Source organism: Novosphingobium anseongense, assembly GCF_037482895.1.
Taxonomy (GTDB): domain Bacteria; phylum Pseudomonadota; class Alphaproteobacteria; order Sphingomonadales; family Sphingomonadaceae; genus Novosphingobium; species Novosphingobium anseongense.
Genome location: NZ_JBBHJZ010000001.1, coordinates 1,068,017 through 1,079,877, shown reverse-complemented (window position 1 = coordinate 1,079,877; position 11,861 = coordinate 1,068,017). Strand labels below are relative to the sequence as shown.

General features: G+C 67.8%; 11 protein-coding genes. 3 read left to right on the top strand and 8 right to left on the bottom strand.

Annotation, left to right across the window (positions count from 1 at the left end; all coding sequences use genetic code 11):
• Window positions 1-2: 2 nt before the first annotated feature.
• Entirely contained in the window at window positions 3-1,400 is a 1,398-nt protein-coding gene (locus WG901_RS05210; RefSeq protein ID WP_339585944.1) for a sensor histidine kinase, read from the top strand.
• 68 nt (window positions 1,401-1,468) lie between these two features.
• Here the strand turns inward: WG901_RS05210 and WG901_RS05205 are convergent, their stop codons facing one another.
• Both WG901_RS05205 and gltX read right to left on the bottom strand, forming a co-directional pair.
• Window positions 1,469-2,752: a citrate synthase gene (locus WG901_RS05205; RefSeq protein ID WP_339585943.1), complete on the bottom strand. Its 1,284-nt coding sequence runs from the start codon at window positions 2,750-2,752 to the stop codon at window positions 1,469-1,471.
• Between the two features lie 18 nt (window positions 2,753-2,770).
• On the bottom strand, window positions 2,771-4,207 hold the full coding sequence (gene gltX, locus WG901_RS05200) for a glutamate--tRNA ligase (RefSeq protein WP_339585942.1): 1,437 nt from the start codon (window positions 4,205-4,207) through the stop codon (window positions 2,771-2,773).
• 28 nt (window positions 4,208-4,235) lie between these two features.
• Between gltX and WG901_RS05195 the strand changes: the two genes are divergently transcribed.
• Window positions 4,236-6,569 (top strand): ComEC/Rec2 family competence protein, encoded by a 2,334-nt coding sequence (locus WG901_RS05195; RefSeq protein WP_417602345.1) that lies wholly within the window; start codon window positions 4,236-4,238, stop codon window positions 6,567-6,569.
• A gap of 99 nt (window positions 6,570-6,668) precedes the next feature.
• Here WG901_RS05195 and lexA read toward each other — a convergent pair whose 3' ends face one another.
• From lexA to WG901_RS05165, 6 genes are all read right to left on the bottom strand, one after another.
• Window positions 6,669-7,370, bottom strand: coding sequence for a transcriptional repressor LexA (gene lexA, locus WG901_RS05190; RefSeq protein WP_339585941.1), 702 nt, complete (start codon window positions 7,368-7,370; stop codon window positions 6,669-6,671).
• Between the two features lie 81 nt (window positions 7,371-7,451).
• Window positions 7,452-8,657 carry a molybdopterin molybdotransferase MoeA gene (locus WG901_RS05185; protein WP_339585940.1) on the bottom strand — a complete coding sequence of 402 codons (1,206 nt, stop codon included), beginning with the start codon at window positions 8,655-8,657 and terminating at the stop codon, window positions 7,452-7,454.
• A complete protein-coding gene (moaC, locus tag WG901_RS05180) occupies window positions 8,654-9,139 on the bottom strand; it encodes a cyclic pyranopterin monophosphate synthase MoaC (RefSeq protein WP_339585939.1) in 486 nt (161 codons plus the stop codon). Before moaC ends, WG901_RS05185 begins: the two co-directional genes overlap by 4 nt.
• Before the next feature lie 51 nt (window positions 9,140-9,190).
• Window positions 9,191-9,979 (bottom strand): indole-3-glycerol phosphate synthase TrpC, encoded by a 789-nt coding sequence (gene trpC / locus WG901_RS05175; protein ID WP_339585938.1) that lies wholly within the window; start codon window positions 9,977-9,979, stop codon window positions 9,191-9,193.
• Entirely contained in the window at window positions 9,976-10,968 is a 993-nt protein-coding gene (gene trpD / locus WG901_RS05170) for an anthranilate phosphoribosyltransferase (protein ID WP_339585937.1), read from the bottom strand. Before trpD ends, trpC begins: the two co-directional genes overlap by 4 nt.
• Window positions 10,965-11,549 carry an anthranilate synthase component II gene (locus tag WG901_RS05165; RefSeq protein ID WP_339585936.1) on the bottom strand — a complete coding sequence of 195 codons (585 nt, stop codon included), beginning with the start codon at window positions 11,547-11,549 and terminating at the stop codon, window positions 10,965-10,967. The genes trpD and WG901_RS05165 overlap by 4 nt, the downstream gene beginning before the upstream one ends.
• A 92-nt stretch (window positions 11,550-11,641) precedes the next feature.
• On the opposite strand from WG901_RS05165, the gene WG901_RS05160 reads away from it, so the two are divergent.
• Window positions 11,642-11,860: a type II toxin-antitoxin system Phd/YefM family antitoxin gene (locus WG901_RS05160; RefSeq protein WP_339585935.1), complete on the top strand. Its 219-nt coding sequence runs from the start codon at window positions 11,642-11,644 to the stop codon at window positions 11,858-11,860.
• Window position 11,861: the final 1 nt, after the last annotated feature.

Below are 11,861 nucleotides of genomic sequence, written 5' to 3'. Positions count from 1 at the left end.
CCGTGTCCGGAGGACTTCCCGCACCGCTCCGCGCGATCAGCGACGGCGCCGACATGCTGGTATCGGCCGACAAGGCCATCGCGGCCTTGCAACTGCGCTGCGGCGGCGAATTGCCGGGTACGATCGCGGTTCCGGCTTTGCTCGAAGTCGTGCGCAAGGCGCGCCGCTACGGTCTCAAGCTCGCGCGGACGATCCAGGCGCAGGACGGTGCCAGCGCAATCACCGCCTGGGTCGAGGTCGAGCCACTGCCCGGCACCGATGCCGGCTGCGAGATCCTGCTGCGCAACTGGCATGCGACGCCGCTCGCCGCCGAAGACCCTGCCGAGATCGACGAGCGTCGTGGCGAGATCGACCGCCACGTCGCCGAATTGACCGCACGTCTCGATGCCGGTCAGCGCGTGTTGACGGTCGAGGCGGAAGCTCCCGATCTCGTCGCCCTGGCCGCAGCCATGGAAGCCGGCTTCGGCCGCCCCTGGACCGACTTCATCACGATTGCCGGCAACAGCCATTCGCAGCCGCTGCACTGGCGCCTGCTCGATGGCGCCGACGTCGAGGTGCCGGGATCGTCGCGACGCTGGCGTGCGAGCCTGTTTCCGCAAGCCGGCCCCGGTCGCGAGCCTGCGGGCTTCGAGCTCTGTCTGGTTTCGCCCGAACTGCCGGCATTGCCGCCCGAGCCCGATGCCAAAGGCTCGGCAGTGCGTCATCGCCTGCTCGGCCGCGACGTCGCGCCGGTCCTGCGTCAGCCGATCGCGCGGATCATCGCCAATGCCGAGACGATCCATTCGCGTCTCGCGGGTCCGATTTCGGACGACTATGCCAACTATGCCGCGGACATCGCTTCCGCGGGGCAACATCTGCTGGCGCTGATCGAGGATCTGACCGATCTCGAAGTGGTCGAGGCCGACGACTTCTCGACCGCACCCGATCGCATCGACCTCGCCGACGTCGCCCGCCAGGCCGCGGGTATCCTCGGCGTTCGGGCGCGAGAGAAGCGCATCGCGCTCGACGCACCGCGCCCCGGCGAAAGCCTCCCCGCCGTGGCCGAATTCCGTCGCGTGCTGCAGGTTCTGATCAACCTCGTGACCAATGCGATCCGCTACTCGCCCGAGGATTCGCAGGTCTGGATTCGGCTCGAGGATTCGATCGATGCCGGCCCGGGCCGCGTACGCGTGGTCGTCTGCGATCAGGGGCCGGGGCTGTCCGAAGCGGACCAGGGCCGCATCTTCGAGAAGTTCGAGCGGCTCGGCCGCAGCGGCGACGGCGGCTCGGGCCTAGGGCTCTACATCTCGCGCCGGCTGGCGCGCGCCATGGGCGGCGAACTCAGCGTCGAGAGCGCATCGGGGCAGGGCGCCCGCTTCATCCTCGACCTTCCGGCCGCGCCGGACGGTTCCCAGAACTAGCTTCGCAAAAGAAAAAGCCCCCCGTCGCGCGGCGACGGAGGGCTTGAACTTGGCCTGCGCCGATCGGCTTAGCGCTTGTCGACCGGGATGTAGTCGCGCTGCGCCGGGCCGGTGTAGAGCTGACGCGGACGACCGATCTTCTGGCCGGGATCGCTGATCATTTCGTTCCACTGCGCGACCCAGCCGACCGTGCGGGCGAGTGCGAAGAGCACGGTGAACATCGTGGTCGGGAAGCCGATCGCCGAGAGGATGATGCCCGAATAGAAATCGACGTTCGGGAACAGCTTCTTCTCGATGAAGTAGGGATCGCTGAGGGCGATCTCTTCGAGGCGCATTGCCGTCTCGAACAGCGGATCGTTGACCTTGAGCGCGTCGAACACCTCGCGCACGGTCTGCTGCATGACCGTCGCGCGCGGATCGTAGTTCTTGTAGACGCGGTGGCCGAAGCCCATCAGGCGGAACGGATCGTTCTTGTCCTTGGCGCGGGCGATGTACTCGGGGATCTTGTCGGGGGTGCCGATTTCCTTGAGCATCTCAAGCGCCGCCTCGTTGGCGCCGCCGTGCGCCGGGCCCCAGAGGCAGGCGATACCGGCCGCGATGCAGGCGAAGGGATTGGCGCCCGACGAACCGGCGAGACGCACGGTCGAGGTCGAGGCGTTCTGCTCGTGGTCGGCGTGGAGGATGAAGATGCGGTCCATCGCCTTTTCGACCGCCGGGATCACCTCGTACTCTTCCGCGGGCACGCCGAAGGTCATGCGCAGGAAGTTGCCCGTGTAGCTCAGCGAGTTGTCGGGATAGAGCATCGGCTGGCCGACCGAATACTTGTAGGCGGCCGCGGCGATCGTCGGCATCTTCGCGATCAGGCGGTGCGAGCTGATCTTGCGATGCGTCGGGTCCGAGATGTCGGTCGAATCGTGGTAGAACGCTGAAAGTGCGCCGACCACGCCGCACATGATGGCCATCGGGTGCGCGTCGCGGCGGAAACCCTTGTAGAAGCTCATCAGCTGCTCGTGCAGCATCGTGTGGCGCGTGATCGTGCGATCGAAGTCCGACAGTTCCTGGGCCGAAGGCAGTTCGCCGTTCAGCAGCAGATAGCTGACTTCCATGAACGAGCTGTTCTCGGCGAGCTGGCCGATCGGATAGCCGCGGTGGAGCAGAACGCCTTCGTCACCGTCGATGTAGGTGAGCGCGCTTTCGCAGCTCGCCGTCGAGGTGAAGCCCGGGTCATAGGTGAACTTGCCCGTCTGGCCATAGAGCTTGCGGATATCGATCACGTCCGGACCGATCGAGCCGCTCAGGACCGGATAGTCGAAATCCTTGCCGTCGGTGCTCAGTTTAGCTTGATTGCCCAAGTGCCTTACTCCTCAGATTTATTCTGCTTCGGCCGGCGCGGCCTGGGCGGCGATGCGCGCCAGGCTTTCTTCCCGACCGAGCAATGTGAGAACATCGAAAATGCCCGGTGACGTCGTCTGTCCCGTCAGAGCCGCGCGCAGCGGCTGGGCGAGCTTGCCGAGGCCCAGGCCGATCTCTTCGGCCATCGCCTTGAGACTGGCTTCGAGGCCTTCGCTTGTCCAGCCGTTTTCGGCCAGCAGGCGGTCCTGAATGCGGGCCAGAAGCGCGCGCGCCTCGGGCGTCAGCAGCGCTTCGGCCTTCGCATCGAGCGTCAGCGGACGCTGCGCGAAGAGAAACACCGCGTTGGCCGCGAGCTCGTTGAGGTCCTTCGCGCGGACCTTGAGCACCGGCATGGCGCGCGCCAGCAGCGCGAGATCGGGCGTGCCCCCAACCTTTTCGGCGAGCTTGGCGCCGACCAGTTCGGCGAGGCGCGCGTCGTCGGCCTCGCGGATGTAGTGGCCGTTGAGGTTGAGCAGCTTGGCCGTGTCGAAGCGCGAGGGGCTCTTGCCGACATGGTCGATGTCGAACCACTCGACGGCCTGCTCGCGGCTGATGATCTCCTCGTCGCCGTGGCCCCAGCCGAGGCGCAGCAGATAGTTGAACAGCGCCTCGGGCAGCAGACCGAGCTCGTCGCGATAGGCGTCGACGCCCAGCGCGCCGTGGCGCTTCGAGAGCTTGGCGCCGTCCGAGCCGTGGATCAGCGGCACGTGGGCATAGATGGGTACGTCCCAACCCATGCCGTGGATGATCGAAAGCTGGCGGAAGGCGTTGTTGAGATGGTCGTCGCCGCGGATGACGTGGGTGACGCCCATGTCGTGATCGTCGACGACGACCGCGAGCATGTAGGTCGGCGTGCCGTCCGAGCGGAGCAGCACGAAATCATCGATCTCGGCATTGCTGACCGTGACGCTGCCCTGGACCAGGTCCTCGATCACGGTCTCGCCTTCGCGAGGGGCCTTAATGCGCACGACCGAAGGGGCGCCGGCGGGCGCGGTGGCAGGATCGGCATCGCGCCATTCGCTGTCGATGCGGAAGGGGCGACGCTCGGCCTGGGCCTGCTCGCGGCGCGCGGCCAGCTCTTCGGGCGTCAGGTAGCAGCGATAGGCGTGACCGGAATCGAGCAGCGTCTGCGCGACTTCGGCGTGGCGCTCGGACCGGGCGAACTGGAACGTGGCGGGCTCGTCGCCGTCGAGGCCGAGCCAGCGCAGGCCGTCGAAAATCGCCTCGATCGCGGGCTCGGTCGAACGGGCGCGGTCGGTGTCTTCGATGCGAAGCAGATACTTGCCGCCGTGATGGCGGGCGAACAGCCAATTGAACAGCGCGGTGCGCGCGCCGCCGATGTGGAGATAGCCGGTGGGCGAGGGCGCGAAACGGGTAACGACCGTCCGTGCGTCCTTGCCGCTAGCGCTTGCCATCTTCGCTCCTTCCTGCCCAAACTCTTGCATGCTCGAGAGTGCCGCTGTCTCTGACGAAACGGCCCCGGAGTCGAAGGGCGACCTCGCCCGGGGCGCTGCACTGCAACATCGCCCTTGGCGCAGCCGAAGCGGCTTGTCCAGCGTGCCCGACGCGGTCGAGCGATTTCTTGGCACGGCCGGGTTCGAACGCGGTCCCTGGCTGGCCGTGGCCTTCGCGGCCGGCATCGCGCTCTGGTTCCTGCTGGCGAACGCGTGGCAGTGGCTGGCCCTGCTCGCCACCTGCGGCGCGCTGACCATGGCAAGCCTGGCGGGCTTCGCGCGCGACGGACGCTTTCCCTATCTGCGGCTGGCAATGATCGCGCTCGCCCTGCTGATCGCGGCGGGTTGCGCCGTGGTCTGGAGCAAGTCCGAACTGGTCGGTGCGCGGCCGATCGAACGGCCGCTGGTGACCGAACTCTCTGCCTTGGTGCTCGACCGCGAACCGCGCCCCGCCGAGGACCGGGTACGCCTGTTGCTGGCGACGCGCGAGCCTGAGACCGGGCGCGCGATCCGCGTGCGCGTGTCGTTGCCGCTCGCCGAGGATCGACAGGACCTGAGTTCGGGCGCGCGGATACGGCTGAGAGCGCGGCTGATGCCGCCGGCACCGCCGATGCTGCCGGGCGCCTACGATTTCGCGCGCACCGCCTGGTTCTCCGGAATCGCGGCGACGGGTTCGGTACTGGGCACGGTGACCGTGATCGAACGCGGATCGGGCGGCGGCTGGCTCGAACGGGCCCAGGCGCGGCTGTCCGCGCATGTCCGCAGCCGGCTCGATGGCTCGGCTGGCGCGATCGCAACCGCTTTCGCCAGCGGTGACCGCGGTGCGATTTCCAAGGCCGACGACGAAGCGATGCGCGACGCCGGGCTCAGCCACCTGCTGTCGATCAGCGGGCTGCACGTGAGCGCCGTGGTCGCGGCGGTCTACCTGATCGCCCTGCGTCTGTTCGCGCTCTGGCCCTGGCTGGCGCTGCGCGTCCGGCTGCCGCTTTTCGCAGCGGGAGCCGGTGCGGGTGCGGGCATTTTTTACACCTTGCTGACCGGGGCCGAGGTTCCGACCGTACGCTCGTGCATTGGCGCGGTGCTGGTACTCGTGGCGCTGGCGCTGGGCCGAGAGCCGCTGTCGATGCGGATGGTCGCGGTGGCAGCCTTCTTCGTCCTGTTGTTCTGGCCCGAGGCCGTGGTCGGCCCGAGCTTCCAGATGAGCTTCGTTGCGGTGATCGCGATCGTTGCGCTGCACGGCGCGGCGCCGGTGAGGGCATTCCTCGCGCCGCGCGAGGAGGGCTGGTATACGCGGCTGGCGCGCAACCTGGCGATGCTGCTCGTCACGGGCGTGGTGATCGAACTGGCGATCATGCCGCTCGGCCTGTTCCACTTCCACCGCGCCGGCGTCTACGGCGCTCTCGCTAATGTCGTCGCGATCCCGCTGACGACCGTGGTGACGATGCCGCTGATCTTCTTGGCGCTGGTGCTCGATCTCGCCGGTCTCGGCGCGCCGGCCTGGTGGCTCACTGGGCAGTCGATCGACGTGATGCTCGCGCTCGCGCACTGGGTCGCGGCGCAGCCCGGCGCGGTGACGACCATGCCCGCCATGGGGCGTGGCGCGATCGCGCTGTTCGTTGCGGGCGGGCTCTGGCTGGCGCTGTGGCGCGGGCACCTGCGGCTGTGGGGGTTGGCACCGGTGCTGGTCGCGACAGTGTCACTCGCTTTCCTGCGCCCGCCCGACATTCTGGTCTCGGGCGACGGGCGTCATGTCGGCATCACGGGAGTGGACGGCGGCGGGCTGCTGGTCCTGCGCGAACAGAAGAGCGAATTCGTTCGCGACAACCTCACCGAACTCTCGGGCATGGACGGCGAACTGCGGCTGCTCGAGCAATGGCCGGGCGCGCGCTGCAATCGCGACTTCTGCGCGGTCACGCTGCCGCGGGCCGGGCGCGAATGGCATCTGCTGATCGGCCGCGGGCGTGACCGGGTGGCCGAGCGGCAACTGGTGGCCGCCTGCGACCGCGTCGATATCGTAATTTCCGACCGCTGGCTGCCGCGCAGCTGCCGTCCGGCCTGGCTCAAGGCCGACCGACGGACGCTGGAGCGGACCGGTGGACTGGCGATCGATCTGGCGGAGCGGCGCGTGACCACGGTCGTCGAAACGCAGGGCGAGCACGGCTGGTGGCGCAAGCCGGAAGATCGGCCGTGGGTCCGGCCCGCAAGCGGGCGTGGCGAAACTCAAGCCGCCAAAGCTTTGCCTGCAATCCTTGTCGCCCCTGAAAATGTAGGGACCCAGCCAAGCTCCCGTCCTGAAACGGAGGGTGCGTCGAGGCGCCCTTAGATGGCCCCCTGCCTTCGCACGGGTGACGATCGGATAGAGTGCCTGGAGAAGGGTGCTTCGAGAATTATCGATGAGGCGGCGGCAGGCCGCCGTTCCCCATCAGTGATACCGCCGCAGCAGTCCCGCCAGCTTGCCCTGAACCTCGACTTCGCCATCGCGATAGATCTGCGGCTCGTAGGCCGAGTTCGCCGGATCGAGACGGACCAGGCCCTTCTCATGATGAAGGTACTTGAGCGTCGCTTCCTCGCCGTGGATCAGCGCCACCACGATCTCGCCGTCGCGCGCGGAATTGGTGCGGCGGATCAGCGCGAAGTCGCCGTCGAGAATGCCTGCCTCGATCATCGAGTCGCCCGAGACCTCGAGCGCATAGTGCTCGCCGGGGCCGAGCAGCGCGGCAGGAACGGGCAGCATCGACTGGCCTTCGAGCGCCTCGATCGGCACGCCTGCAGCGATGCGGCCGTGGAGCGGGATCTCGATGACGTCGTTCGCCGGCTCGGGCCGCGGCGCCGGGGCCGCGGGCTTGAGTGCGGTCAGCGCGGAGTTGCTGTTGGCTGCGGCGCGGGTCGTGGTCTTGGCGGTCGTCACGTCCTCGGGCTGCTTGAGCACTTCGAGCGCGCGGGCACGGTTGGGCAGGCGGCGGATGAAGCCGCGCTCCTCGAGCGCCGAGATCAGCCGGTGCACGCCCGACTTCGACTTGAGATCGAGCGCTTCCTTCATTTCCTCGAACGAGGGGGAAACGCCGCTCTCTTCGAGGCGGGTCTGGATGAAGCGGATCAACTCGTGCTGCTTGCGCGTCAGCATCCTGCAGTCTCCCCTTGAAGCTCAAATAGGCGGAAGTTCAGTGAACGAATGCGGAACAATTAAGAAACGATTCGAGTGCCGTCAAGCAATTCCGCCATTCTCCAGCAAGTAGGCCGTGACCGTGTCGCCAGTCTCTCCAGCGGGTTCATGAGCGGCGCGGTCGATCAGTGCGTTACTGGCGGCGAGCGGGGCTATCGCACCGCTGTCCTGGATCGCCTGCGGTGTCACGCTTTCGCCATCCCACACCGCGCGCAGGAATTCGCGCCGCGCTCCGCCGGCACGCATGGGGGCTGCCAAACGGGTGCGAATCCGCCGCGGCAACGGCTGGGCAGCGCCGAGCAGCGCGCGCAGCAGCGGTAGCAGGAACAAATAGGCGGTGACGTGGCTCGACACCGGATTGCCGGGTAGTCCGAGGATGATCTGCTTGCCCCGGGTAGCGACGAGGATCGGCTTGCCCGGCTTGATCGCGACGCGCCAGAAGTCGAGTTCGGCACCCCAGGCGAGCAGGGCCGGGCGAACGAGGTCGTGATCGCCGACCGAAGCGCCGCCGCTGGTGACGACGACGTCGGCCTCGGCCGCGCGGTCGAGCGCTTCCGCCATGGCCTCCATCGAATCGGGTACTGGGCCCACACGCTCGACGTCGCATGACAGCGCGCGCGCCATCGCCGATAGCATGACGCCGTTGCTGGCCGGAACCTGGTGCGGCGCGCAGCTTTCGAGGTCGACCGCGAGCTCGTCGCCGCTGTCGAGCACGACGATGCGCGGCCGACGGCGCACGGCGACATGGCTATGCCCAGCGGAAATCGCGAGCGCCGCCTGGGCCGGGCCGATATGCAGGCCCGCGGTCAGTACCTCTGTGCCGAGCGCGAAATCGAGCCCGCTGCGGCGGATGTGCTTGTCCGCCGGGATGGGTGCTTCACCGGTCAAGGTGATGCGGTCGCCTTCGCGCGCAATGTCCTCCTGGAGGATCACCGCGCTCGCGCCGGCGGGCATCACCGCGCCGGTCGAGATGCGCGCGGCGCCGCCGCGGCGGACTTCGCCCGCGAACGGATGGCCCGCGGCGCTTTCGCCGATCACCTGCCAGGGGCCGGCCATGTCGCCGGCAGCTACGGCATAGCCGTCCATCGCCGAGAGATCGGTCGCCGGATGGGTACGCCGGGCGCCGACGGGTTCGGCGAGATAGCGGCCCAACGCACTGTCGACGTCGACGCGCTCGATCGGCAACGGCGTCGCCAGCGCGAGCAGGCGCGCCTGGGCTTCCTCGAGCGGCAGCGGCGGTGGCTTCACAGGTCGGCTGCCCGCCAGTCGCCCGACTTGCCGCCGCGCTTCTCGATCAGGCGAACCTGGTCGATGATCATGCCTTTGTCGATCGCCTTGGCCATGTCGTAGATCGTGAGGAGTGCGATCGAAGTCGCTGTCAGGGCTTCCATTTCCACGCCGGTCTTGGCCGTCAGCGAGGCCGTGGCGGTGGCACGGACACCGTCATCCTCGAAAGCGAAGTCGAGCGTCACGGCATCGAGCGCCAGCGGGTGACAGAGCGGGATCAGTTCGCCGGTCTTCTTCGCCGCCATGATCCCCGCAATACGCGCCGCGGCGATGACGTCGCCCTTGGGCACTTCGCCCTGGCGGATCGCTGCGAGCGCTTGGGACGACATGCGAATCCGGCCCGAGGCCACTGCCACGCGCTGGGTTTCTGCCTTGCCGCCGACATCGACCATGCGCGCATGGCCGTGTTCGTCGAGATGGGTGAGCTTGGTGCTATCGGTCATCGTGCGCGCAGCGAAGCAAGGTGCCGTGCGCGGCGCAAGAACAAATGCGCATCAACCCTCAAGCAAGGCTCGCGTCGCCGCGGCGACATCGGCCTGGCGCATCAGGCTCTCGCCGACGAGAAAGGTCCGCGCGCCGCAGGGGGCGAGGCGGAGAAGGTCGGCGTGGCTGTTGATGCCGCTTTCGCTCACGAGCAGGGTGCCTTCGGGCATCAGCGGGGCGAGGCGTTCGGTCGTGCCGATGTCGGTGATGAAGCGCTTGAGATCGCGGTTGTTGACGCCAATCAGACGGGATTTCAGCGAAGTAGCGCGCGCAACTTCATCTTCGTTGTGAACTTCAACGAGAACATCCATGCCGCGTTCGAGCGCGGCCGCTTCGATTTCGGTCATCTGCGCATCGCTCAGCGCTGCGACGATGATCAGGATCGCGTCGGCGCCGATCGATCGGGCTTCGGCGACCTGCCAGGGATCGACCATGAAATCCTTGCGCAATACCGGCAGATCGCAGGCATTCCGGGCGGCGATCAGATAGTCTTCGTGACCCTGGAAATAGGGCGCGTCGGTCAGGACCGAGAGGCAGGCGGCGCCACCGGTCTGATAGGCGCGGGCATGATCTGCGGGTTGGAAGTCTTCGCGGATCAATCCCTTGGAGGGTGAAGCTTTCTTGATTTCGGCGATCAGCGCGAAGCCGTTCGCGGCCTTGGTTTCGAGCGCGGCGCGGAAACCGCGCGGCGCGGACTGCGAGGCTGCGCGCGCATCGAGATCGGCGAGCGAGGCCAGAGCTTTGCGCGCCGCGACTTCGCCGCGCTTGGTGTCGCAGATTTCGGTGAGTTTGTCGGTCATTTCGTCGTCGCGATCCAGCAGTCGAGCAGCGATTTTGCGAGACCCTTGTCGATGGCCTCGGCGGCTTCCTCCACGCCCTCGCGCCAGCCCTCGACCTCGCCGGCGACGATCAGCGCGCCTGCGGCGTTGAGCAGGACCGCGTCGCGGTAGGGGCCTTCTTCGCCCATGAGCAGGCGGCGCAACGCCTCGGCGTTGTATTGCGGATCGCCGCCGCGGATCGCCTCGACGGGCGCGGCAGGCAGGCCGGCATCAGCGGCGGTCACGCGCTGCATGACGAAACCGGTCGAGCCGACCGCGGCGATCTCGTTGCCGCCGGCGAGGCTGAGCTCGTCGAGGCCCTCGTCGCCCGAGATCACGAAGCTGCGGTCGGTGCCGAGCCGAGCCAGCGCCTCGGCGTAGATCGGCACATAAGCCGGGCGCGCGATGCCGACGAGTTGGCGCGAGACCCCGGCGGGATTGGCCAACGGGCCCATCAGGTTGAAGATCGTGCGCCGGCCCAGGGCCTTGCGGATCGGCATGATCCGCGCCGAAGTCGGGTGATGCTTGGCCGCGAAAAGGAAGCAGATGCCGAAGTCAGCGAGCGTTGCTTCGGCGGTCTCGGCGGCGCGGTCGAGATCAAGGCCGAGCGCTTCGAGCGTGTCGGCGGCGCCGGCCTTCGACGAGGCGGCACGGTTGCCGTGTTTCGCCACGGGCACGCCGCAGGCGGCGACGACCAGCGCGACCGCGGTCGAGACGTTCAGCGTGTGGTGGCCGTCGCCGCCCGTGCCGCAGACGTCGATGGCATTTGCGGGGGCCGCGATCGGGATCACCCGCGCGCGCATGGCACGGGCCGCGCCGGCGATCTCGCTGGCGGTCTCGCCGCGGTCGGACAGCGCGACGAGGAAACGGGCGATGTCCTCGTCGGCCACCTTGCCGTCGAGCATGGCGGCGAAGGCGGCTTCCGCCTCGTCCTCGGCGAGCGGCGCGATGACGTCGGGCAGCCGGGTCATGCGGGGAGGCGCGCGTCGATCCCGCAGAGCGCGAGGAAGTTGGCGAGCATCGCGTGGCCGTGTTCGGTGGCGATGGATTCGGGGTGGAACTGGACGCCGTGGATCGGCAGGCGCGCGTGGCGGAAGCCCATGACGTGGCCGTCGTCCGAGCGGGCATTGACCACGAGGTCGGCGGGAATGTCCTCGACGACCAGCGAGTGATAGCGTGTCGCGGTAAAGGGCGAGGGCAGGCCGGCAAAGAGGCCCGTGCCGTCATGGCTAACCTGCGACGTCTTGCCGTGCATCAGCCCGCCGCGCACGACCTTGCCACCGAAGGCCTGGCCGATCGACTGGTGACCGAGGCACACGCCGAGCAGCGGCTTGCCGGCGTCGGCCGCGGCCTGGACGAGATCGAGGCTGATCCCGGCTTCGTTCGGCGTGCAGGGACCCGGTGAGATGAGGAAGCCTGCGGCGCCGCTCGAGATCGCCTGGCCGGCGGACAGCGCATCGTTGCGCACGACGTCGACCTGCGCGCCCAGTTCCATCAGGTAATGGACCAGGTTCCAGGTGAAGCTGTCGTAGTTGTCGATGACGAGGATCATGCGCGGGCCTTAGCGAGTTGGACGGGCGAGGGGAACTGCCTCGCTGAAATACTCGATTGGGCAAATGTGGGGATTGCGATAGACTGTTGCCAATGAAGACCAGGACCGTGACCGCTACCGAAGCGAACCGCTCCTTCTCCAAGCTGCTGCGCGCGGTCGAGCACGGCGAGCGGGTCGAGATCACGTCGCACGGCCGCAAGGTCGCTGTGATCGCGCCGGTCGAAACCAAGGCCGCGCGCGAGACGCGGGTCAAGGCGATCGAGACCTTGAAAGAACGGTGGTCGAGCGAAGGACGCGCCGACGCAGGTTAGG